This window comes from Alkaliphilus crotonatoxidans, from assembly GCF_054658015.1.
Genome location: NZ_BAAHXS010000004.1, coordinates 1,293,778 through 1,316,922, shown reverse-complemented (window position 1 = coordinate 1,316,922; position 23,145 = coordinate 1,293,778). Strand labels below are relative to the sequence as shown.

Annotated in this window: 23 protein-coding genes and 2 riboswitches; of the genes, 3 read left to right on the top strand and 20 right to left on the bottom strand. The window is 43.6% G+C overall.

Translation table 11 applies throughout. The annotated features are described in order from the left end of the window. Positions 1-48: 48 nt before the first annotated feature. The 15 genes from purH to ACYQ1I_RS08675 all read right to left on the bottom strand — a co-directional run bounded on the left by purH (position 49) and on the right by ACYQ1I_RS08675 (position 17,260). Positions 49-1,578: a bifunctional phosphoribosylaminoimidazolecarboxamide formyltransferase/IMP cyclohydrolase gene (gene purH, locus ACYQ1I_RS08745; RefSeq protein ID WP_459764383.1), complete on the bottom strand. Its 1,530-nt coding sequence runs from the start codon at positions 1,576-1,578 to the stop codon at positions 49-51. Continuing rightward, a complete protein-coding gene (gene purN, locus ACYQ1I_RS08740) occupies positions 1,578-2,216 on the bottom strand; it encodes a phosphoribosylglycinamide formyltransferase (protein ID WP_459764381.1) in 639 nt (212 codons plus the stop codon). Before purN ends, purH begins: the two co-directional genes overlap by 1 nt. Next, positions 2,204-3,241 carry a phosphoribosylformylglycinamidine cyclo-ligase gene (purM, locus tag ACYQ1I_RS08735; RefSeq protein WP_459764379.1) on the bottom strand — a complete coding sequence of 346 codons (1,038 nt, stop codon included), beginning with the start codon at positions 3,239-3,241 and terminating at the stop codon, positions 2,204-2,206. The genes purN and purM overlap by 13 nt, the downstream gene beginning before the upstream one ends. Further along, positions 3,241-4,668 carry an amidophosphoribosyltransferase gene (purF, locus tag ACYQ1I_RS08730; RefSeq protein ID WP_459764377.1) on the bottom strand — a complete coding sequence of 476 codons (1,428 nt, stop codon included), beginning with the start codon at positions 4,666-4,668 and terminating at the stop codon, positions 3,241-3,243. The genes purM and purF overlap by 1 nt, the downstream gene beginning before the upstream one ends. Then, entirely contained in the window at positions 4,647-6,854 is a 2,208-nt protein-coding gene (gene purL / locus ACYQ1I_RS08725; protein ID WP_459764375.1) for a phosphoribosylformylglycinamidine synthase subunit PurL, read from the bottom strand. Before purL ends, purF begins: the two co-directional genes overlap by 22 nt. Beyond that, positions 6,847-7,527: a phosphoribosylformylglycinamidine synthase subunit PurQ gene (gene purQ / locus ACYQ1I_RS08720; protein ID WP_459764373.1), complete on the bottom strand. Its 681-nt coding sequence runs from the start codon at positions 7,525-7,527 to the stop codon at positions 6,847-6,849. Before purQ ends, purL begins: the two co-directional genes overlap by 8 nt. A gap of 64 nt (positions 7,528-7,591) precedes the next feature. Next, positions 7,592-7,831 (bottom strand): phosphoribosylformylglycinamidine synthase subunit PurS, encoded by a 240-nt coding sequence (gene purS / locus ACYQ1I_RS08715; RefSeq protein WP_459764371.1) that lies wholly within the window; start codon positions 7,829-7,831, stop codon positions 7,592-7,594. A 12-nt stretch (positions 7,832-7,843) separates the two neighbouring features. Next, positions 7,844-8,554: a phosphoribosylaminoimidazolesuccinocarboxamide synthase gene (gene purC, locus ACYQ1I_RS08710; RefSeq protein WP_459764369.1), complete on the bottom strand. Its 711-nt coding sequence runs from the start codon at positions 8,552-8,554 to the stop codon at positions 7,844-7,846. Positions 8,555-8,583: 29 nt separating this feature from the next. Next, on the bottom strand, positions 8,584-9,108 hold the full coding sequence (gene purE / locus ACYQ1I_RS08705) for a 5-(carboxyamino)imidazole ribonucleotide mutase (RefSeq protein WP_459764367.1): 525 nt from the start codon (positions 9,106-9,108) through the stop codon (positions 8,584-8,586). 1 nt (position 9,109) lies between these two features. Beyond that, entirely contained in the window at positions 9,110-10,282 is a 1,173-nt protein-coding gene (locus tag ACYQ1I_RS08700) for a 5-(carboxyamino)imidazole ribonucleotide synthase (protein WP_459764365.1), read from the bottom strand. A gap of 95 nt (positions 10,283-10,377) precedes the next feature. Continuing rightward, a complete protein-coding gene (locus ACYQ1I_RS08695) occupies positions 10,378-11,724 on the bottom strand; it encodes an NCS2 family permease (protein WP_459764363.1) in 1,347 nt (448 codons plus the stop codon). Positions 11,725-11,886: 162 nt separating this feature from the next. Further along, a riboswitch (purine riboswitch) is annotated at positions 11,887-11,988 on the bottom strand. Between the two features lie 153 nt (positions 11,989-12,141). Next, positions 12,142-13,674 carry a glutamine-hydrolyzing GMP synthase gene (guaA, locus tag ACYQ1I_RS08690; protein WP_459764361.1) on the bottom strand — a complete coding sequence of 511 codons (1,533 nt, stop codon included), beginning with the start codon at positions 13,672-13,674 and terminating at the stop codon, positions 12,142-12,144. 23 nt (positions 13,675-13,697) lie between these two features. Continuing rightward, the gene (guaB, locus tag ACYQ1I_RS08685) at positions 13,698-15,155 is read right to left on the bottom strand and encodes an IMP dehydrogenase (RefSeq protein WP_459765324.1); all 1,458 of its coding nucleotides are present in this window, start codon (positions 15,153-15,155) and stop codon (positions 13,698-13,700) included. 230 nt (positions 15,156-15,385) lie between these two features. Beyond that, a riboswitch (purine riboswitch) is annotated at positions 15,386-15,487 on the bottom strand. A gap of 226 nt (positions 15,488-15,713) precedes the next feature. Continuing rightward, complete coding sequence (locus ACYQ1I_RS08680) at positions 15,714-16,109, bottom strand: thioesterase family protein (RefSeq protein ID WP_459764359.1); 396 nt, start codon at positions 16,107-16,109, stop codon at positions 15,714-15,716. Between the two features lie 47 nt (positions 16,110-16,156). Next, entirely contained in the window at positions 16,157-17,260 is a 1,104-nt protein-coding gene (locus ACYQ1I_RS08675; protein ID WP_459764357.1) for an aldo/keto reductase, read from the bottom strand. Between the two features lie 182 nt (positions 17,261-17,442). Here ACYQ1I_RS08675 and ACYQ1I_RS08670 point away from each other — a divergent pair, with 182 nt between their 5' ends. The 3 genes from ACYQ1I_RS08670 to ACYQ1I_RS08660 all read left to right on the top strand — a co-directional run bounded on the left by ACYQ1I_RS08670 (position 17,443) and on the right by ACYQ1I_RS08660 (position 18,272). Beyond that, the gene (locus ACYQ1I_RS08670; protein ID WP_459764355.1) at positions 17,443-17,631 is read left to right on the top strand and encodes a hypothetical protein; all 189 of its coding nucleotides are present in this window, start codon (positions 17,443-17,445) and stop codon (positions 17,629-17,631) included. Positions 17,632-17,727: 96 nt separating this feature from the next. Continuing rightward, the gene (locus tag ACYQ1I_RS08665; RefSeq protein WP_459764353.1) at positions 17,728-17,952 is read left to right on the top strand and encodes a hypothetical protein; all 225 of its coding nucleotides are present in this window, start codon (positions 17,728-17,730) and stop codon (positions 17,950-17,952) included. Between the two features lie 41 nt (positions 17,953-17,993). Continuing rightward, positions 17,994-18,272, top strand: a complete 279-nt coding sequence (locus tag ACYQ1I_RS08660) for a spore coat protein (RefSeq protein ID WP_459764351.1) — start codon at positions 17,994-17,996, stop codon at positions 18,270-18,272. A gap of 553 nt (positions 18,273-18,825) precedes the next feature. Here ACYQ1I_RS08660 and ACYQ1I_RS08655 read toward each other — a convergent pair. The 5 genes from ACYQ1I_RS08655 to ACYQ1I_RS08635 all read right to left on the bottom strand — a co-directional run bounded on the left by ACYQ1I_RS08655 (position 18,826) and on the right by ACYQ1I_RS08635 (position 23,124). Further along, positions 18,826-19,038: a hypothetical protein gene (locus ACYQ1I_RS08655; RefSeq protein ID WP_459764349.1), complete on the bottom strand. Its 213-nt coding sequence runs from the start codon at positions 19,036-19,038 to the stop codon at positions 18,826-18,828. Between the two features lie 87 nt (positions 19,039-19,125). After that, entirely contained in the window at positions 19,126-20,751 is a 1,626-nt protein-coding gene (groL, locus tag ACYQ1I_RS08650) for a chaperonin GroEL (RefSeq protein ID WP_459764347.1), read from the bottom strand. A gap of 71 nt (positions 20,752-20,822) precedes the next feature. Further along, on the bottom strand, positions 20,823-21,107 hold the full coding sequence (gene groES, locus ACYQ1I_RS08645; protein WP_459764345.1) for a co-chaperone GroES: 285 nt from the start codon (positions 21,105-21,107) through the stop codon (positions 20,823-20,825). Positions 21,108-21,489: 382 nt separating this feature from the next. Then, positions 21,490-22,230 carry a DUF554 domain-containing protein gene (locus tag ACYQ1I_RS08640; protein ID WP_459764343.1) on the bottom strand — a complete coding sequence of 247 codons (741 nt, stop codon included), beginning with the start codon at positions 22,228-22,230 and terminating at the stop codon, positions 21,490-21,492. After that, on the bottom strand, positions 22,231-23,124 hold the full coding sequence (locus ACYQ1I_RS08635) for a DNA-3-methyladenine glycosylase family protein (RefSeq protein WP_459764341.1): 894 nt from the start codon (positions 23,122-23,124) through the stop codon (positions 22,231-22,233). It abuts the gene before it with no gap. Between the last annotated feature and the right edge of the window lie 21 nt (positions 23,125-23,145).

The following is a 23,145-nucleotide window of genomic DNA, read 5'->3' as shown; positions in this document are numbered from 1 at the left end:
CTTCCATTTTATAACATAATGTCAATCAAACTGAGGTTTTTTCACCGTTTAGTGCTTAAAATGTCTCATGCCCGTAAAGACCATGGCGATCCCTGCCTCGTTACAGGCCTCTATGGACTGCTGGTCTTTAACAGAGCCCCCAGGTTGAATGATAGCCCTAATGCCAGCCTTAACTGCGGCATCGACACAATCCCTAAAGGGAAAAAAGGCATCTGAGGCTAAAACGCTGCCCTCTAGGGAATGCTGAGACTGCCGGAGGGCATTTTCAAGGGCCCAAATTCGGCTTGTTTGCCCCGGACCAATGGCCAGGGTCTGCTGATTTTTTACAATGACGATGGCATTGGATTTAATATGCTTGACAACCTTAAAGGCAAATTCCAAATCATTTAGCTCCTGGGCCGAGGGAGAACGGTCTGTCACCGTTTCACAGCCTGCCATTAGGGAGGCGTCCGAATTTTGTATTAACAGCCCACCGGCCACCCGTTTCAGGTCGTAATCTCTCCCATTGATCTGATCAATATTGTCTAATTGCAGCAGCCGTAGGTTTTTCTTTTCTTGAAATACCGCCAGGGCTTCGGCTGTAAAGCTGGGGGCAATAATTACCTCTAAAAATACCATTTTCATGGCCTCGGCCGTTTGTTTGTCGATTTCCCGATTAACAGCAATGATTCCCCCGAAAATGGACAGGGAATCGGCTTCATAGGTCCTTTGATAGGCCTCATATATGGTGTCTCCTGACGCTACACCACAAGGGTTTGTATGCTTTACAGCCACCACAGTGGGCTCGCTGAATTCCTTTAAAAGCTGTAGGGCCCCATTGACATCGTTAATGTTATTAAAGGACAGCTCCTTTCCCTGGAGCTGCCTGGCATCGGCCAGGGTACCGGGCCTTCGCAGTACATCCTGATAAAAGGCCCCCTGCTGGTGAGGATTCTCACCATAACGCAGATTCTGCACCCTTTCATAGGTTAGGGTCAGGGTTTCTGGAAACTCAACATCATTTCTGCTCAAATAGCTTGCGATCATGGTGTCGTAATGGGCGGTATGCTGAAAGACCTTTTTGGCCAGCTCATAACGGGTTTCTAAGGTGGTATGGCCCATTTCTCCCAGCTCTGCCAATACCTTGCCGTAATCCTCAGGATTCACCACCACCGTTACATCCTGGTAATTTTTAGCCGCCGACCGGAGCATGGCGGGGCCTCCAATATCAATATTTTCGATGGCCTCCTCCTGGGTTACACCGGGCTTTAATATGGTTTCCTTAAAGGGATATAGATTGACCACGATTAGATCAATGGGTTCAATATCCATTTTCTTAAGGGTTTCCATATGGGCTTCATTATCCCGGATAGCCAAAATCCCTCCATGGATGGCTGGATGCAGAGTCTTTACCCTGCCATCCAGGCACTCAGGAAAGCCAGTTGCCTCCGACACATCCATCACCGATACCCCCGCTTCCCTCAGCAGTTTGGCTGTTCCACCGGTGGATAAAAGTGATACTCCCATTTCCTCCAGGGCTTTAGCCAGCTCCACCATTCCCCGCTTATCTGATACACTAAGTAATGCTCGTCTAATCATCACTTCACCCTCTTTTCTTTAATCAAAACTTTATTTTGTTCTATCTGTAATTTCCCCTGGGCAAACAGCTGTACGGCCCTGGGTAAAATTTCATGCTCAACCGCCAGCACCTTTTTCTGAAGTAGCACGGCATCATCCTGAAAGTCGACTGCTACGGTTTGCTGTAGAATGATTGGGCCGCCGTCGGTTTCTTCGTTGACGAAATGCACCGTTGCCCCCGAAACCTTCACCCCCCGTTCTATGGCCGCCTGATGAACCCGTATACCATAATAGCCCTTACCCGAAAAGCTTGGCAAAAGGGAGGGATGAATATTTATGATTTTATTTTGAAAGGCCTCAATAACCCCCTTCGATAGGATTTCAAGATAGCCCGCCAAAACCACCAAATCGATTGATTTTTCCCTCAATTGCTTTAATAGGGCCCCTTCCCTTTGAGATGGCCCGGGATAACTTTTTCGATCAATTACAGCAGTTTCGATTCCCGCCGCCCTGGCCCGCTCAAGGCCATAGGCCTGGCTGTTGCTGGAAATAACCAGACTTACCTGTCCATTAATTTTCCCCGCCTTAATATGGTCAAGCAAGGCCTGAAGGTTACTGCCGCCCCCCGATATCAGTACCGCAATTCTTATTCCCGGCATAGCATCACCTGTCCATCCCCTTCAACGATTTGACCAATAATTTCTGCTGCCTCCCCCTGGCCTCTGATGATTTCCAGGGCCCCTTCTGCATCCTGCTGCCTTACAACTGCCATCATGCCGATTCCCATATTAAAGGTTTTGTACATTTCCCCTTCATCTATCTTTCCCTTTTCCTGAATCAATTGAAATATCTGTGGAATTTCCCAGGTACCCAGTTGAATGGCAGCCGTTACATTGCCGGGTAAAATCCTTGGTACATTCTCATAAAAGCCTCCCCCGGTGATATGGACAAGGCCCTTTACGTTTATTTCCTTAATCAATTCCAATACTGGTTTTACATAGATTTTCGTGGGCGTCAGCAATACTTCCCCAAGGCTTTTTGAAAAGCCAGGCGGCTGATCTTCAATAGTCATGCTCAGCTCCTGGAAGAAAAGCTTTCTGACAAGGGAGTAGCCGTTACTATGGAGCCCGCTGGAGGCAATACCAATGATGACATCCCCCGCTTCTATGTCGGCCCCTGTTATGATTTTAGCTTCGTCTACAATTCCCAGGGCAAAGCCCGCCACATCGTATTCCCCTTCGGGATAAAAGCCAGGCATTTCTGCCGTTTCTCCCCCAATTAAAGCACAACCTGCCAGTTGGCACCCCCGGGCAATTCCCCCAACAATTTCTGCTGCCCTTTCTGCCTGAAGCCTTCCAGATGCGATATAATCAAGAAAAAACAACGGCTTGGCCCCTTGGCAGAGAATATCATTAACACACATGGCTACACAATCCTGACCAATGGTATCGTGGCGACCCGTCATAAAGGCCAGCTTTAGCTTAGTGCCCACGCCATCGGTTCCAGCCACCAAGACCGGTGACCTTAGGCCGGTTAAATCGGGCTTAAAGAGGCCCCCAAAGCCCCCTAACCCCGTCAATACGCTTTTATTGAAGGTGGCCTTTACATGCTGCTTCATTAATTCCACTGCCCTTTGTCCCTCTTCTACATCTACGCCCGCATCTCGATAGGTTAATCCATCCATTAGTGCCCGCTCCCTTCTAACCTTTCAAATACCTGCCTTGGCTTTCCCGCTGGTACCTCCAGGGGATAATCACCGTTAAAGCATGCCGTACAAAAATGGGCTGCCGGAAGACCAGTAGCCTGAATTAAGCCTGGCAGGCTGATAAAGCCCAGGCTGTCGGCCCCTATGGCTCTTCTTATTTGCTCTACTGTTTTAATGGCGCCTATCAGTTGGTTTCGATCAGGGGTATCAATACCGAAATAGCAGCCATAGGCCACCGGCGGCGAGCTGACCCGAACGTGAACCTCCTTGGCACCGGCCCGTCTTAGACTGCTGACAATCTGTTTACTGGTGGTACCCCGTACAATGGAATCGTCAATCATGACAATTCGTTTTCCGACCACATTTTGCTTTAGGGGATTCAGTTTTAATCTAACGGCCATTTCCCTGAGGGATTGCTCTGGCTGGATAAAGGTTCTCCCCACATACCGATTTTTGATCAAGCCCTCACCATAGTCAATTCCTGCCGCCTCAGCATAGCCAACCGCCGAAGGAATCGAGGTGTCAGGTACCGCCACCACCACATCGACCTCTGCCGGATGCTCCTTAGCCAATACCCTTCCTGCATTTTTTCTGGCCTGATATACGCTGACCCCATCTACTATGCTGTCGGGTCTGGCAAAATAGATATATTCAAAAATACAAGAGGCCCTTCTTTCTGTCTGAAGCTGTTTGATGGTCATACCCTTTTCGTTAATTGTCACAATTTCCCCCGGGGCCACATCTCGAATAAATTCTGCCCCGAGGATATCCAGGGCACAGCTTTCAGAGGCCAATACATAGCCAGCCTCCAGTCTGCCAATACAGAGGGGCCTCAGGCCCAATGGGTCTCGAACCCCGACTAGCCCCTCCTCGGTCATTACCACCAGGGCATAGGCACCCTTCACCAGCTCCATGGTTCGTTCAATGGCATATTGAATCCCTTCGTTGCTGTAACGGGCAATCAGATTCACCAAAACCTCACTGTCAATGGAGGTTTGGAAAACCACACCGTCGTCCTCCAGTCGTCTTCTTAATAGGGAGGCATTGACCAAATTACCATTGTGGGCCAGGGCAATACTGCCGCCTCGATAACGTACCACCAGGGGCTGGGCATTTTCCACGTAGCTTTCCCCCGTTGTGGAATAGCGAACATGGCCAATGCCTATATGCCCGGGCAGCCGATTAAAGCTGTCATCGTTAAAGACCTCCGGCACCAGACCCATGGCCTTATGATAATGGGTTCTGAGGCCGTCATTGGTGGCGATTCCCGCACTTTCCTGCCCCCGGTGCTGCAGGGCATACAATCCATAATAGATCATTTTAGAGATGTTATCCTTACGACTGTGATAGATTCCCACCACGCCACATTCCTCTTTTAATTTGTCTAATTGGTTTCCATGATACATTGCAAAGCCCCTCTCCAAGCCTGCTCCATTTCTTTAACCGGCAAATTCACCACTTCTTCATGATTAATGGTAATTTTTAAATGCTCACCTTTAACGCTGCCCAGCAGCTGATAAGGAATTTGATGATCCCTTAGCTTCTCCTCCAGTTTCTTCAGGTCTTGGGTCTTGATGGTTATGACAAATCGAGACTGACTTTCGGAAAACAGCGCTTCATCTCTTCTAAGGACTGTGACAATATTGATTTCTGCCCCCAGCCCATGGTCCATAGTAGCTTCTGCCAGGGCCACCGCCAGCCCTCCATCACTTATATCATGGGCCGAGGTCACCACCCCTGCCTCAATGGCTTCTAACAAAAGATTCTGAACCCTTTTTTCCAGGGCCAGATTTAAATGGGGTATCCGCCCCCCTTCAATTCCATGGATCTGAGCTAAATATTCACTTCCACCGATTTCAGCCCTGGTTTCCCCCAGCATCAGCACCAGGTCCCCCGCTTCCTTGAATGCAGCTGTACAAGCCTTTCTTACATCTTCAATGACGCCAACCATCCCGATAATGGGGGTTGGGTATATGGCCTCCTGCTCTGTTTCGTTATAGAAGCTGACATTTCCGCTGATAACAGGGGTATCCAGCTCCCGGCAGGCTTCACTAATTCCCATGACCCCTTCTCGAAACTGCCAGTACCGATCTGGCCTCTCGGGATTACCAAAGTTTAAGCCATCGGTAATGGCAAGGGGTCTGCCTCCGCTGGCAACAATGTTTCTGGCAGCCTCTGCCACAGCAATTTTACTGCCTTCCCTTGGATTCAAATAGCAGTAACGGCTGTTACAATCAGTGGTGAGGGCAATTCCCCTGTTGGTATCAGGGATTCTTAACACGGCTGCATCGGAACCGGGTTTCACCACGGTATTGGTTCTGACCATGTGGTCATATTGCCGATAAATCCACTCTCTGCTGGCCAGGTTGGGGGAGGTTAAAAGCTTTAGCAGTACAGGATTATAGTCATGGGGTTCTGTTATCGTAGATAAGTTAATATGCTGCTTTTCATAGAAATAGGCCGGTACCTCATAATCCTGCTCATATTTGGGAGCCCCCGAGGAATCCAGGCTGGCCGCCGGCATGTCTCCTACCACCTGATCTCCCTCTTTAATAATAAGCCGGTTGTTATCGGTTACCTTCCCGATGATTACACCATGCAGGCCCCATTTCTCCACAATCTTTTGAACCTCAGGCTCTTTTCCCTTCTTAACGATCAACAGCATCCTCTCCTGGGATTCAGAAATCATCACCTCAACGGGCAACATTCCCCGTTCCCGGCGGGGCACCTTCAGTACATCAATTTCCATTCCGCCTTCCCCCCGGGTGGCGGTTTCGCAGCAGGCTGAGGCTAAGCCGGCTGCTCCTAAATCCTGAATGCCTACAATATAATCAGTTTTCAGCAGCTCAAGGCAGGCTTCCATCAGTAGCTTCTCCATAAAGGGGTCCCCCACCTGAACGGCAGATTTCTTTTCCTCTGATTCCTCTGTCAGCTCTACAGAGGCAAAGCTGGCTCCCCCCATGCCGTCACGGCCGGTGGCAGCCCCGACATACATTACGGAGTTGCCTACCCCGGAGGCATTGCCCCGATGAATTTGATCATGCTGGATGATTCCCACACACATGGCATTGACCAGGGGATTACCATTATAGGAATGGTTAAAATACACTTCCCCTCCGACGGTGGGAATACCGATGCAGTTACCATAGCCTGCGATTCCCGCCACCACTCCGTCTAATAGGTACTGCACTCGCCGATTATTTTCAATGTCTCCAAACCGCAGTGAATTCAAAAGGGCAATAGGCCTTGCCCCCATGGCAAATATATCTCGAATAATTCCCCCTACCCCTGTGGCCGCCCCCTGATAGGGCTCAATGGCAGAGGGGTGGTTATGGCTTTCAATTTTCATGGCAATGGCTAAATTGTCACCTATATCTACAATTCCTGCATTTTCACCGGGCCCCTGTAAAACCCTGGGGCCACTGGTGGGAAAATGCTTGAATAAGGCCCTTGAATGCTTATAGCTGCAATGCTCCGACCACATTACACCATACATATTCAGCTCTAATTCATTGGGGGTACGCCCTAGGAAATTGATGATTTTTTGATATTCTTCCTGGGTTAAGCCCACTAATTCATAGGGTTTACTCATTTTTATAGCCTCCTTCTAAATAGTTCAGAATGGACTGAAAAAATCCCTTTCCGTCTTCGTTTCCCAGAAGGGCTTCACAGGCCCTTTCGGGGTGGGGCATCATTCCCAGTACATTGCCTTGCCGATTACAAATTCCTGCAATATTCTTCATGGAACCATTTGGATTTTCAGCATAGGTAAACACAATTTGATTGTTGGCCGCCAGTTGTTGAAGCACTTCCTCCTCTGCCACATAGTTGCCTTCTCCATGGGCAATGGGAATTTGAATTAGTTGGTGGGCCCTATAGCCATTGGTAAAGCGGGTTTGATTGTTTTCTACCTTTAGGGTAACTGTATCGCATATAAACTTTAGATTTTGATTTCTAACCAAGGCCCCCGGCAAAAGACCCATTTCCGTTAATATTTGAAATCCGTTGCAAATCCCCACCAGCAGCTTTCCCTGCTGGGCATGAAGCCGAACAGCATCCATTACCTTCGAGAAGCCCGCGACAGCACCGCACCTTAAATAGTCGCCATAGGAAAAGCCTCCCGGCAATATCAAGCAATCATAATGACCCAATTCTGCTGTATCGTGCCAGATATATTCCACCTCCTGGCCAAAGACATCCTTTAGGGCCCGGTAACAATCTATATCACAGTTGGAACCTGGAAAAACAATTATACCAAATCTCATCTTTTAGCCTCCTACCTCCTGCACGGATTGTTAAAATTTATGCATTATAAAGCTGCCAGCAACCTTATTCCAGCTCAATTTGATAAGCTTCTATTACCGTGTTAGCCAACAGTTTTTCACACATTTCCCTCACCTGTATCTGGGCCTCTTCCTTTGAAAGGCCCTTCAGGTTTAATTCAATCAGCTTACCGATTCTGACCTCTTCCACATTACCATAGCCCATCTTGCTAAGGGCCCCTTGAATGGCTGTGCCCTGGGGGTCAGCAATGCTTTTTTTCAATGTAACGTACACCTTTGCCTTCATTCTCCATTCCTCCTACTGATTTAGTCGACGCAATACCTCTTGGTAGGCCTCCTCTACGGCCCCTAAATCCCTTCTGAAACGATCCTTGTCCAGCTTTTCACTGGTATGGGAATCCCATAGCCTGCAGGTGTCGGGAGAAATTTCATCTGCCAGGATAATCCGATTCTGATAGCGACCAAATTCTAATTTGAAGTCCACCAGAATCAACCCCCTAGAGCGGAAAAAATGCCCCAGAAAATCATTTATTTTTAAGGCCTTTTCCCTTATTTCTGCAATTTCCTCCCCTGTGGCCAGTCCCAGGGCCAGGGCATGGTCGTCGTTAATTAGGGGATCACCCAGGTCATCATTTTTATAACAAAGCTCCAGCACTGGTTTTGTCAGCTTTTCACCTTCCTTAAGGCCTAGACGCTTGGCCATGGAGCCGGCGGTAATATTACGAACAATTACCTCCAGAGGGACGATTTCCACTGCCCTTACAGCCATTTCCCGCTGGTTTAACAGGGCAATAAAATGATTTTCAATACCTGCCGCTGTGAGTTCCTTGAATAGAATAGCCGACATCTGATTGTTTACTCTGCCCTTATCGACGATGGTGCCCTTTTTTTCACCATTAAAGGCAGTGGCATCATCCTTATAGGAAACAATCAATTGGTCAGGATAATTGGTTTTAAAGACCTTTTTAGCCTTACCTTCATAGAGCATTTCTTGTTTTTCCAGTTCCATCATGATAAACCTCCCCTATTTATCCTTCATTAAGCCCTTGTCATGTGCTCCAGGTATTGTTGATAGCCCTGGCTGGTTAATTTGTCAGCCTTGTCTTCTACCATTTCCCGAAGCCCCTTCCGATAGGCAATGAGTCTTTTCTTTAATTCAAAATCCTCGACAGCTAATATTTGAGCTGCCAGAATTCCTGCATTTTTTGCTCCATTAATGGCCACTGTAGCCACCGGTATGCCCGGGGGCATTTGGACGATAGAATAGAGAGAATCTAATCCATCAAGCTGTCTGCCCTTGACGGGGACACCGATCACCGGCAGGGGGGTTAGTGAGGCGGTCATACCAGGCAGGTGGGCGGCCCCTCCGGCCCCGGCAATAATGACCTTGATTCCCCTTTGATCTGCTTCCCGGGCATATCGATAGAGGGCCTCCGGTGTTCTATGGGCCGAAATGATTCGGCATTCAAAGGGTACTTCAAGGGCTTCCAGCAGCCCACAGGCTTCCTTCATAACCGGTAAATCTGAATCACTTCCCATAATAATTCCAACCACTGGCTTCATACTATTCCTCCTTAATGGCTCCTGTTATCTTAACCGTTGATTTTAACCCTTCTGCAAGGGATCTAGCTTCTTCCAGGGTATCGGCCAAAATATTGATATGGCCCATCTTTCTTTGGGGTCTTGTTTCTTTTTTGCCGTAATAATGCAGATACACCCCTGGAAGCCTGAGGGCTTCTTTAAGGCCAATTATGCTACCCTGCCCATGATATTTTTGGGCCCCCAGCAGGTTTAACATGACGCAGGGACTAATCAGCTTCGTATCACCCAGGGGCAGGGCCAATAGGGCCCGAAGCTGCTGCTGAAATTGGGAGGTTCGACAGGCCTCAATGGTAAAGTGCCCTGAATTATGGGTTCGGGGCGCAATTTCATTAACCAAAATTTTTCCATCGGCCAGCACAAACATCTCTATACAAAAGAGCCCAGCCCCATCAAAATGCTTCATGACCTCCCTGGCAATTTTTTGGGCCTGCTCCTGGGTGCAGGGGGAAATTTCAGCCGGTACCAGGGTTTCATGTAATATATTGTCTTTATGAATATTTTCTGCCAGGGGAAACACCTTGATTTCTCCGTCCCATCCCCTGGCTGCAATGGCTGAAATCTCTTTGACAAAGGGAACATATTTCTCTGCCATAAGGGAATCCCGGCCAGCTCCCATCAATTGATAGGCTGTTTCAATGGAGATTTCCCTATGGAGCAGAAGGTTTCCCCTTCCGTCATAGCCGCCTCTTCGCTTTTTTAGTAGCAGCGGAAGGCCCCATTTTCCGACAATCTCCTTTAAATCCTCTACAGCATTAATCTCCTGAAAGGCCCCTACCGGAATACCATGGCCTTTTAAAAAATTCTTTTGCTTTAATTTGTCCTGTATAAGGATTAGGGTACCGGGCTTGGGTAGGATGATGTGTCCTTCTTCTGCCAGCTTTTCCAGCATTTCACCGTCTATGTGCTCGAATTCGTAAGTAATAATATCACTATTTTCAGCCAGCCGCTTAAGTCCTTCTGCATCATAATAGTCTGCCTGTATAAATTGATCAGCAAGGGAGGCCCCAGGGCAATCCCCATCGGGGTCCAATACAACAAATGTTATTCCCATCTTTTTTCCCTCAAGGATTAACATTTTTCCCAGCTGGCCTCCCCCAATGATTCCTATGGTTTTTGGTTGATCATTACAATTCATCTAGCTGTTTTCCTCCCATTGCTTCAATTTTCAATAAACTCAGGTTAAGAAAAGCAGCTAAGAAAATCTTAGCTGCTTTATGAAGTTTGTAATGATTAATGGGGTAATATGGTGAATCTTAGCACAAAGAGAATTGACAGAATAAACAGGGTTGGATGCACTTCTTTTAGTTTGCCTGTAAAGGTTTTAGTCAGGCAATAGAAAATGATTCCGAAGGCAATACCGTTGGCTATACTGTAGGTAAAGGGCATCATGGCAATGGTAAAGAAGGCAGGCATGGCCTCTGTAAAATCATCAAAGTTTATTTTGGTAACAGCTCCCATCATCAATACCCCTACAATAATCAAGGCAGGCGCTGTGGCGGCACTGGGCACCACCAGGGCCAAGGGTGCTGCAAAGATGGCTAAAATAAACAAGATTCCTGTGGTAACAGATGTAAGGCCTGTTTTTCCCCCTTCTGAAACACCGGCTGCAGATTCTACAAAGGTAGTGACGGTTGAAGTACCCAGCATAGCTCCGGCAGTTGTTGCAATGGCATCGGCCAAGAGGGCCTTATCCATATTGGGAAGCTTACCCTTTTCATCAAGCATACCCGCTTTTTGACCTGTTCCAATGAGGGTACCAATGGTGTCAAACATATCGACAAGGCTGAAGGAAATTACCACTGTCGCAACACTGGCTAGGGCCCCTACAACTCCAGCTTCACCTATTTTTAACAGGCCTGGAAAATCCATTTTAAAGAGGGTTGGGGTAATATCTAAGGAAAACTTGGATAGCTGGGTATTAGTTACACCCATGGGGATTCCAATAATGGTTGTGACAATGATTCCGATCAGCATTGCCCCCTTAACACCCTTGGCCATTAAAATACCAGTAAGAATTAATCCGATTACTGCCAGAATTACTGCTGGCTCTTGAAAACGGGCCAGTTCCACAAGGGTGGCTTCGCTGGAAACAACAATACCTGCATTTTTAAATCCGATTAGTGCAATAAACAATCCGATACCGCCGCCAATGGCATGCTTTAAGGAATTAGGAATTGCTTCTACAATCGCCTCTCTGGCTCCGGTTACTGTTAAAATAATAAATAAGATTCCTGAAATAAAAATTGCTGCTAGGGCTTGCTCCCAGCTATAGCCCATACCTATTACCACACCGAAGGTGAAAAAGGCGTTTAATCCCATTCCTGGTGCCTGGGCAAAGGGTAAATTGGCATAGAGCCCCATAACTAATGTACCAATTGCAGCTGAAATACAGGTGGCCATAAATACCGCATTAAAATCCATTCCTGTCAAAGCCAGCATCTCTGGATGAACAAATAAAATGTAGGCCATAGTAATAAATGTTGTAATACCTGCAATAATTTCTGTTTTTACATCTGTTTTGTTTTCTGATAGCTTAAAATATGAATCTAAGCCTGAAAGTGATTTTTCCTGAGCCACAAAACATCCTCCTTTGTTTAAATTTATAAAATAAAGCCCGGATGGATAGGCACCCTTTATATAAGTGAAACCTATCCGTCCGGGCTTTTATCCCCTCGGTGTAGCATTTAAAAATGCCTGTACCGCTCGGACCAAACCACTAGCAGCAATGAGGTCTGGAACCCTAGGTACACTTTCACCCATAGTAGAATAATTTACGGTTATTCTGTAGAGACTGTCGAACCATATTATCGACATTATACGAGCTATCTATGCAGTTTTATTTTTTATTACGAAATAATCATAACAAATTTCATCCGGTCGGTCAATATTTTTTCGAATATTTTTAGTTAAATTAAGTTATTTAATTTGTACTTATACATACATTTAATCTATATCAACCTTATATAGTTCGTGTTTTTCGCTACATCTGGACTATTATTCCCATTCCACCGTTGCCGGTGGCTTTGAAGTAATGTCGTACACAATTCGATTGACACCCTCTACTTCATTGACAATTCTTCTGGACATGCTTTCCAGAACATCAAAGGGGATTCGGGCCCAGTCGGCCGTCATGGCATCGGAGCTGGTGATGGCCCGAATTCCCACTGTGTGGGCATAGGTCCTTTCATCTCCCATGACACCAACACTTTTAATATCTGGCAAGACGGCAAAGTATTGCCAAATTTCTCTATCGAGGCCTGCCTTTTTAATTTCCTCCCGCACAATGGCATCAGCCTCTCGAACAATCTCCAGCTTTTCTTCGGTAATTTCTCCTAATACTCTAACCGCCAGACCTGGCCCCGGGAAGGGCTGTCTCCAGACGATTTCCTCAGGCAGCCCCAGCTCAGTACCCACTTCTCTGACCTCATCCTTAAACAGATATTTAAAGGGTTCAATCAGATCAAATTCCATATCCTCTGGCAAACCGCCCACATTATGATGGCTTTTAATGACCGAGGCGGTATCTGTTCCGCTCTCAATGATATCGGGATACAGGGTTCCCTGTACAAGGAAGTCCATCTCCCCTAGCTTACGGGCCTCTTCCTCAAATAGCCTGATAAATTCCTCGCCAATAATTTTTCGTTTTTTTTCAGGATCAGTAACCCCCTTAAGCTTTCTAAGGAATCGATCTTTGGCATTGACTCGAATAAAATTGATTTTAAACTGGTTTTTAAAAATATCCTCTACCCAATCACCTTCGTCCTTTCTCAATAGCCCATGATCGACGAAAACACAGGTTAAATTATCACCAATGGCTTGATGTACCAAAACCGCCGCAACAGAGGAATCGACTCCACCCGATAGGGCACAAAGTACCTTTCTGTCACCTACCTTGGCCTGGATTGCTTTAATTTCCTCTGCAATATAGTTTTTCATCGTCCAGCTTCCACTGAGACCACAAATTTCGTATAAGAAATTCCGAATTAACGCTTTACCCCCTTGGGTATGCTCTACCTCTGGGTGGAATTGTACAGCATACAGGTCTTTGTACTGATCCTCCATGGCTGCCACAGGGCAATCCTGGGTAGAGGCGGTTACGCTGAATCCTTCGGGGGCCCGTTCAATAAAATCCGTGTGGCTCATCCAGCAAACTGAATTTTCTTCAATTCCCTTAAATAATGGTGATGCTGTTTTGATTTCTAAGGTGGTTTTGCCATATTCTCTGTTTTTGGCACGATTTACCTTCCCCCCCAGAAATTCTGCCATTAGCTGCCCCCCGTAGCAAATTCCCAGAATTGGAATTCCTAACTGAAGGATGTCGGGGTCACACTTGGGAGCCCCTTCTCCATAGACACTGGCGGGACCACCTGTAAAGATAATACCCTTGGGGGATTTTGCCTTGATTTCCTGAGCAGAAATCTTGTAGGGAACAACCTCGCAATATACATTGAATTCCCTAACTCGACGGGCGATTAACTGGTTATATTGTCCACCAAAATCTAATATCAATATCAATTCATTATTCATGCTTTCCATCCTTTCGGCATTCCTTATTCATTTACGCTGTAATTGGGTGCTTCCTTTGTTATGCTGATATCATGAGGATGGCTTTCCTTAAGGCCTGCTCCTGTAATTTTAATAAATTTGCCGTTTTCCTGTAGATCTTTGATGGTTTTGGAACCACAATAGCCCATTCCGGCCCTCAAGCCTCCCATTAATTGATAGATGGTATCTTTAATAGGACCCTTGTAAGGAACCTTTCCTTCGACGCCTTCGGGTACCAGCTTTTGATTTTCTTCCTGAAAATAGCGGTCTTTGCTTCCTTTTTGCATGGCTGCAATGGAGCCCATTCCCCGATAGGATTTGAAGCTTCTTCCTTTATAGATGATGGTTTCCCCTGGGCTCTCTTCTGTTCCAGCAAAGAGGGAACCTATCATAACAACACTGGCTCCGGCGGCAATGGCCTTTGGAATGTCTCCTGAATACTTGATTCCACCATCGGCTATAATGGGCACCTCGTAGGACTTGGCAGCCATGGCACAATCATAAATAGCTGTAACCTGGGGTACACCAATACCGGCCACCACCCTGGTGGTACAGATGGAGCCCGGGCCAATTCCCACCTTAATGGCATCAGCACCAGCTTGAATTAAATCTACAGTCGCCTCGGCGGTGGCCACATTTCCAGCAATCACCTGAAGATCTGGATATTTTTCCTTAATGCTTCTAACGGCCTCAATCACCCCTTTAGAATGACCATGGGCTGTATCGACCACAATGACATCTACCTTGGCATGACTCAGGGCTGCCACCCTTTCCTTCAGATCCTTGGTGACACCCACCGCAGCCCCCACCAGCAGTCTTCCTTGATGATCCTTGGCGGAATTGGGATATTTGATGGCTTTTTCAATGTCTTTGATGGTGATTAGACCCTTTAGCATTCCCTCCTGGTCGACAATGGGCAGCTTCTCAATTTTATGGGTCATTAAAATTTCCTGGGCCCTTTCCATGGTGATTCCCTCTGGGGCTGTAACTAAATTATCCTTGGTCATGACCTCTCCAATGGGTCGATGATAGTTGGACTCAAAACGAATATCTCGATTGGTTATAATTCCTACTAATTTGCCCTTTGTTGTAATGGGTACACCAGAAATGTGGTACCTTTCCATTAATTCCAGGGCATCGGAAATAATATGCTCAGGACTTAGGAAAAAAGGGTCCACAATAACGCCATGCTCGCTTCTTTTAACCTTATCTACCTCCAAGGCCTGTTCCTCTATGGTCATGTTTTTGTGGATAATACCGATTCCACCCTCCCGGGCAATGGCAATGGCCATCTTCCCCTCAGTCACCGTATCCATACCAGAGCTTATCAAGGGAATATTGAGTTTAATTGTTTTTGTCAAATTGGTGCTGGTTTCTACCTGATTTGGTAAAACCTCAGACTTGGCCGGTATTAACAGTACATCATCAAAGGTTAATCCTTCCTTTACTAGCTTGCCCTCCATCATCGGTATTCCTCCTTATCATTTTCTGCTTCTTTTTATTATTTTTCAACAGCTTTTTATCATACATGCCTCTTGAAAACCCCAGGTAAAAATTAAAATGCTGAAGTTAAATAAATAAACAGAAAGGCTGTATGATAAATCCACTGTAAATGAGTGAAAATATCATACAGCCTTTAAGCAAAAAACAGGCCTAAACAGGCGTCGCTGAATAAAGCCCTTAAAAGACAGATCGTATAATATATTTCACCCATAGTCAAATGATTTACGGTCATTTGGTAGATACTTCCGATCCATATTATCGGCATTATATGAGTGGTTCGATTAAATTGTTATAACTAAATTATCAGAAGCCCCCGACCTTGTCAAGCAAAAACAGACAACTTTTTCAGTACTTTTCATTGTTCCAAATACATGGAAAATTCCGAATTCTCTACCCAACTGAATTAAAGTGATGTCTTTGTGTCAAAGACATGGTAAAGCTGCACCTTTAGATATGCTTTTAACTCAGTAATGAGCTTAAAAAAATAGAAGCCTGGTGAAATAAAACTTACACTAAGATCATACGTTTTTTTCTTCAGTTCTTTTAATGAATTTATCCAGTTGAATAATATATCGCTGATGGGTTCCTTCTCCGATTTTTTCCTTTTCGTCAAAGGCCTCAATGATAAAGGTCAGCTTTTTCCCCTCTATGGCTGTCAGCTCTGCAGTGGCATAAACCTTCATACCCACAGGGGTTGCCGCCAAATGCTTCACATCCAGATGACTGCCAACGGTGGCAAAGCCATGGGGCAGATGGGGGTCTACAGCCTTTAAAGCTGCCCCTTCCATGATTCCAATCATCATGGGGGTTGCAAAGACCTTCACGCCTCCGCTGCCAAAGGACTCAGCCGTATCCTTTTCCTGAACCTCTATTTCTAACCTTGCCTTCATTCCGATTTGTAGATTAAAATCCAAAATTAATCACCTCAACTTTAGTATTGAATAAGAAAATCGCTGTCATTTTAACCCAAAGCCATGATTTGGCTCATTTCCTTAAGCCGCTGTATAATAGGGAGCTTTTGTGTACATAATTTTTCGCAGGCACCACAGGCGATGCATTCAGCTGGACTGGCATCGGTTTCCTTTACTCTGCCCCGTTCCCTCTGCCACTTCAAATGATGCTTCATTCGTTCTTCTGAATCCAGCATCATTAAATTATAGGCCTCAAGATAGCTGTCTATTTTAATCTTCTTGGGGCATTTCAAGCAATAGCCACAGGTGGTACAAAGGTTATTGATACCCTTGCCAATCTTCTCGCGAATTTCTTCCTTCTTTTCCTTTGAGAAGGTCAAGGGATGATCCAGAGTTCTTATATTTTCCTCCAGTTCCTCCATAGTGCCCATACCCGCCAGAATAACAGTAATACCCTTTTGGGCAGCATTAAAGCGCAGGGCTGCCTGACTCACGGTTTCATCATCAAATTGCCTTAAAAAGCTAAAATACTCCTGATGCTGTGGTATTAGGCCCCCTCCCAGGGGATTCATGGTGGCTACTCCCAGCTGATGCTCCAGGGCTGCTTCGACCCCCTCCTGTCGATAGGGATGATTGATGGCATTGTAGCCCAGCAATACACCTTCGAAGACCCCATCTTCAATAATTTTTCTAATGTCAGCGCCTTTACAATGGGTAGAAAAGACCAAATGATCTATTAGCCCCTCTTCCTTGGCCTTCAAAGCGCCTTCATAGGGACCGCCTGGTGCCATGACCCTTTCATATTGATTTAAATCTTTAATACACCACATATGAAAGAAATTAATTTTTTCAATTCCCATTCTATTTAAGGAATTTTCAATTCGCCACCTGACCTTATCGGCAGTTGGCTCACTATTGATGCTGCTTTTGGTTGAAACATAGTAGTCAGCTGGCATGTTTTTAAAGGCTTTACCAAATATGTATTCACTTTTATCGTCACAATAAAAGGGCGCTGTATCAAAATAGTTGATACCTAAAGCATTGGCCCTTCTAACTACCTCGGCAGAATAGTCTTCATCGGGGCCAAACCGCATACCGCCAAAGCCAATTACCGATACTTTTTTTCCTGTTTTTCCATATTCGCGATATTCCATTCTATGCCTCCCCTTTTTCTTTCAGTGATATTTTTATTATATATTAAATAAAAAATTTTTTCCAATTTTTTAGAATACATCCTAAGCTACCTAAAACAGGAGATCCTTTTGAGATTTTTCTTGTCAGATAAGGGAACACTAAATTGAAGCCCTAAAATCTAAATCAAGAAGGGAGAATGGCAATGTTTGAAAAAATTAAAAATTTTACCGACAGGTGGTTTGAAAATCAAAAAAATCCACAATTAAGACATGAATTCCCTCTATATAATATTAATGATAATTTTTTTAGTACTATAAAAGGAGAACCTGGCCAAGAAAATCAAAATCAAGTAAATATAATTCAGCGCCATCATGAAGATAACAACCAATAGCCTGCCTTTAATTTCATGCTATAGAAAGCCTGTTATTCTGAAATAATATAATTGAAATTTAGAATAAACAAAAACGTTTTCAGGAGGTATTTAATTATGACTGATCAGCAAAACCAAAATGCAGGTGGTAAACAGCTGGATGCCAACAATCTTAAAATTTTAGAGGATCAATTAAGCTATGAAAGCTTAATGAATCGGAAATTTTCATCCTATGCAGAATATTGTACCGATACTGAATTAAAAAGTCTGTGTCAGCAGGCTGCTCAAAAGCATAAACAGCACTATAACGAGCTGTTTAATTATTTAAATTCACATCAATAGTCTTGCGTATGCAATTATTAATTTAGAGGAGGAGCTGCTAAATGAATCATCAAAGAAGCTTATCGGAAAAGGAATTAATGCACGACCTTTTGGCATCTGAAAAACAGGTTTGCTCTGCTTATAATGTCGGAATCACTGAATCTTCCTGTGATAACCTGAGAAATCACTTGACCAATTGCCTAACCGATACACAAAACATTCAATCGCAAATATTTAATGCAATGCGCCAAAGAGGCTGGTACCAAATTAAAAAAGCACAGCCCCAGGATGTGCAAAGTGCAAAGACAAAGTTCTCTCAAGAACAGCAACAGCTGCAATAGGATAAAAAATAAAATGACCGAGTATTCAATATAATTCCTGATACTCGGTCATTTCCTAAATCCTTCTTTATTCCACTGATTCTTGGAGGTTTTGGTACAGCTAAAGCTCATTAAATTCCTTCTTTCATTTAAATCCGAAACAAAATGCTGAAAAGCCTATACATTTTACTCAAATCACATTATTAAACGATACTTCTTACTTCTGTTCTTACTTCTTATAAATTTTGCTACGTGTAAATTATACGTTACCAGCTTCATAAGAGAAGGATTTAGAAGAAGAAGTTTCTCTTCTTATTTATATTATATCATGTTTACATAAATATTCAAGACCTATTCTTAATATTTATAAGTTTCTGCTTACTTCTATGCAGCCCTTTTATTTTCAAGTGTAAATCTATACGAAAAGGCATGAAACCAAACTGTTGCGTATTAAACCTTTACATAAAATCTTGTATACATTCCCTATTATAATAAAAGGCTGCTAAATAAATTCCGATATAATAAAAAACTGTAATCATGCAACCTAAATAAAGTATAATATCAATTTATCATTTCACAGATTCTCCATAATTAGTATCAGATTTAACATTATAAAAAACCACATAACAATAGCTCTCAGTTCAAATTTATGTATATACCGAATAATATGCTCTTGCCTCTGATCCTTATTGCTTTCCTTTAAAACCTCGTTAAAGCTCCTATGTCTGGAGTAAAGGAAAAGCCCAAAGAGTATATAGGTGCCAATTCTGACCCATTTTATGTTCATCAATTTATCCCCCCGATAATCATGATATCTGAATTCCTTTAGCTTAATGAAAAAAGGAGTGGATTTTCATCCACTCCCTTTATTGTATTACATCATTGGCATTCCGCCGCCCATTCCACCTGGCATTGGTGGTTCATCTTCCTTAATATCAACCACTGCACTTTCTGTAGTTAATAGCATAGAAGAAATTGATGCGGCATTTTGAAGGGCTGATCTTGTCACCTTAGTTGGGTCAAGGATTCCAGCTTCAATCATATTAACATATTTTTCATTTAAGGCATCAAAACCAATACCTACCTCTGAATTTACAACCTTCTCAACAATAACTGAGCCTTCTAGGCCTGCATTGGCTGCAATTTGTCTTACTGGCTCTTCCAGGGCTCTTCTAATGATCTTGATACCAGTTTTTTCATCACCTTCAGCATTGGCTAAAAGAGCTTCAACGGCAGGAATCACATTGATTAATGCTGTTCCTCCACCTGATACGATACCCTCTTCAACCGCAGCTCTGCAGGCATTCAGTGCATCTTCAATTCTTAGCTTTCTTTCCTTCAGCTCAGTTTCAGTGGCAGCTCCCACTTCAATTACTGCAACTCCGCCGGAAAGCTTAGCCAATCTTTCTTGCAGCTTTTCTTTATCAAATTCAGAAGTTGTTTCTTCAATTTGAACTTTAATTTGATTTACACGATCCTTGATGGCCTTTTCGTTTCCTGCGCCCTCAACAATAGTAGTGTTTTCCTTGTCAACCTTAACGGTTCTTGCTGTTCCAAGCATATCAAGGGTAGCAGTTTTTAATTCATATCCTAGCTCATCAGAAATTACAGTACCACCAGTTAAGACTGCAATATCCTCCAGCATGGCTTTTCTTCTGTCGCCAAAGCCTGGGGCCTTAACGGCAACACATTCAAAGGTTCCTCTTAATTTATTTAACACAAGGGTTGTAAGGGCTTCACCTTCAACATCCTCGGCAATAATTAATAGCTTTTTACCCTGTTGAACGATTTTTTCCAGGATGGGTAGTAATTCCTGTACGTTACTGATTTTTTTGTCAGTAATTAAGATATATGGATCATTTAAAACTGCTTCCATCTTTTCAGTATCGGTTACCATATAGGCAGATAAGTATCCTCTGTCAAATTGCATACCTTCTACAACAGATAGGTTTGTTCCCATGGATTTTGATTCTTCAATCGTAATAACACCGTCATTTCCTACCTTTTCCATGGCGTCGGCAATCAGCTTACCAATTTCTTCGTCGCCTGCAGAAATGGCACCTACCTGTGAAATGGCTTCTTTGCCCTCTACAGATTTAGAGATTTTCTTTAATTCAGCAACAGCCGCATCTACAGCCTTTTGAATTCCTTTTTTCAGGATCATTGGATTAGCACCCGCTGCAACATTTTTTAAGCCTTCTCTGATAATTGCTTGGGCTAAAAGGGTTGCTGTTGTTGTACCGTCACCTGCAACATCATTTGTTTTGGTGGCAACCTCTTTAACCAGCTGCGCACCCATGTTTTCATAGGCATCTTCCAATTCAATTTCTCTGGCAATGGTCACACCGTCGTTGGTAATTAATGGAGAACCGAATTTTTTATCAATAACAACATTTCGTCCCTTTGGTCCTAATGTTACCTTTACTGTATCAGCCAGCTTATTTACCCCTGCCTCTAAAGCACGACGGGAGTTTTCACCAAATTTAATTTCTTTAGCCATAATATAACCTCCTCTACATTATTTAACGTTTATTTAAGTAATCTTATTTCGGTCTTTAATCAAACCTATGTCTATTCAACAATAGCCAGGATATCACTTTGCTTTAAGATGGTATATTCTTGTCCATCATATTTTACTTCTGTACCGGCATATTTAGAAAAAATAACTCTATCGCCAGTCTTTACTTCCATTTTAACTTCCTTACCCTCTACAAAACCACCTGGGCCTACTGCTACTACTTCAGCCATTTGAGGTTGCTCTTTGGCACTTCCGGGTAAAACAATTCCGCTTTTTGTTTTTTCTTCTGCTTCAAGCCTTTTGATAACTACTCTGTCGCCTAAAGGTTTAATATTCATAAATTAACCCTCCTTAATTTATTTTTATTTTCTTTACTTTCAAATTATTAGCACTCATCACCAGCGAGTGCTAACTACATTTATAATGTTATAGAAAAGTAAATCACCAGGCAAACCCAATTAAAGATTAATATGTCCGTTTATTGCCAATTATAATCATTTATATTATTATTTTACACTATTTCATTGAATTTCTTATTATTTTAGCTTTTTTAATTGAATTTAACCCAATTACAAAATTTTTTCCCTAAAAATTAAAAGGCCAGCACACCCAGCCTTTAAAACAAGTCTTCCTTAACAAGATTTATAGGGAGACTTTCTTGAAATATATTACAGAAATTAAAACCTTTTGGAAAATGAGAAGGTATATATTTCCTACGCATTATAAAAAGCTCCCAAATGCAAATAGAAGCTGCTGAATTACCAGGGTAATCTTACTGAATAATGACATCAGTAATGGATAAAGAATGGGCAAAAACACCGCCGGCAGCATATTTCCCACATTGATTTTTTTAATCTCCAATATGTTCAAGGAAATACCCATAATTAATAACCCGCCAATAGCAGTCATTTCGTTGATGACACCTTCTACTAAAAATGGTTTCATCAAGGACGCTGAAAGGGTAATGAGCCCTTGATAAATCAAGACTGCTATGGAGGAAAAAACAACTCCGATTCCCATGGTGGAAGAAAAAATAATGGCTGAAATACCATCAATCAAGGATTTTGCAAAGAGGGTTTCATGATTTCCTGTTAAGCCGCTTTCCAGGGAACCAACGATGGCCATAGCCCCTACACAATAGATTAGGCTGGCCGTAACAAAACCCTTGGCAATGGTACCCTGTCCTCCATTATTAAATCTTTTCTCTAACCAGTTTCCCATGGCCTCCAGCTTATTCTCAATAGCCATGGCCTCTCCTAAAATACTGCCTACGGCAACACAGGTAATCATAATCAAGATGTTTTCACTTTTGAAGGTACCTGACAGGCCCACTACAAATACGCTTAGCCCCAGGCCCTGCATAATGGTCTTTTTATATCCCTCTGGAATACCCTTTTTTAAAATTATCCCTAAAAAACCCCCTATTGAAATAGCTAATACGTTGACAATCGTTCCCAGCACTTAACGCTCCCCCTTACCAATTCCTAAGCTTCTACCGTAATAAAATAAATACTGTTGTGCATAGCCTGCATATTGACCAAATTTTGTTTTCGCATATCGTTCAATATATGGGGCCGGTTTTTCTTCCTTAAAATAAAAATGCTCCATTAATCGCTTAATCCAAACATCCACTGGAAAGGCCTCCAGCTTAGACATGGAAAAAAAGGCAATACAATTAGCCACTTTGGGTCCAACACCAGTAAATTCCATTAACCAACGATGGCAGTTTTCCCAATCTGCCTCTTGAAGCCTGTCTATCTCTGTCTGCCGCTGAAGGAGCTGGGCAGCTGCAGCAATAATATAGCCCGCCCGGTACCCTGTATTGCATGCCATCAACTCTTCTTTACTGACCTCCTTAAGTACAGCAGCTTCAGGAAAGGAATAGTAATCCTTCCCTTCAAAGGTTCCTAAATACTGACCGTATCGTTGGCTGATAAGACCAATAATTTTTTTAATTCTAGGAATATTGTTATTGGCCGAAAGAATAAAGGAAATCAATGCTTCCCAGAAATCCTGCCGAAGAATTCTAATTCCACCCCCAAAGGCAACTGCCTGCTCCATGACAGCATCTTCCTTTGCCAGTGTTTGCTTAATACTTGCATAGTCTGTATTTAGGTCAAAATAGCCTGTCCATATTTCTTCAAAATCTTTTTGATTGGTATGATTAAAGTGAATTTCCTGCCCTATTTTATTGACATTCAGTATTTTGCCATAGGCAACCCCTGTATAGCTGCCGTCGGGTTCCCTTTCCCATCGAAAGCATTGACCACAGTCAAATATATGGGACAGCTCAAAATCCTGTTGATTTTTTAAAATGATGCCATTTTCCTTTTCAATCACGTTTCGTTGCTCCATTGGTCCTCCTGACTACATTGA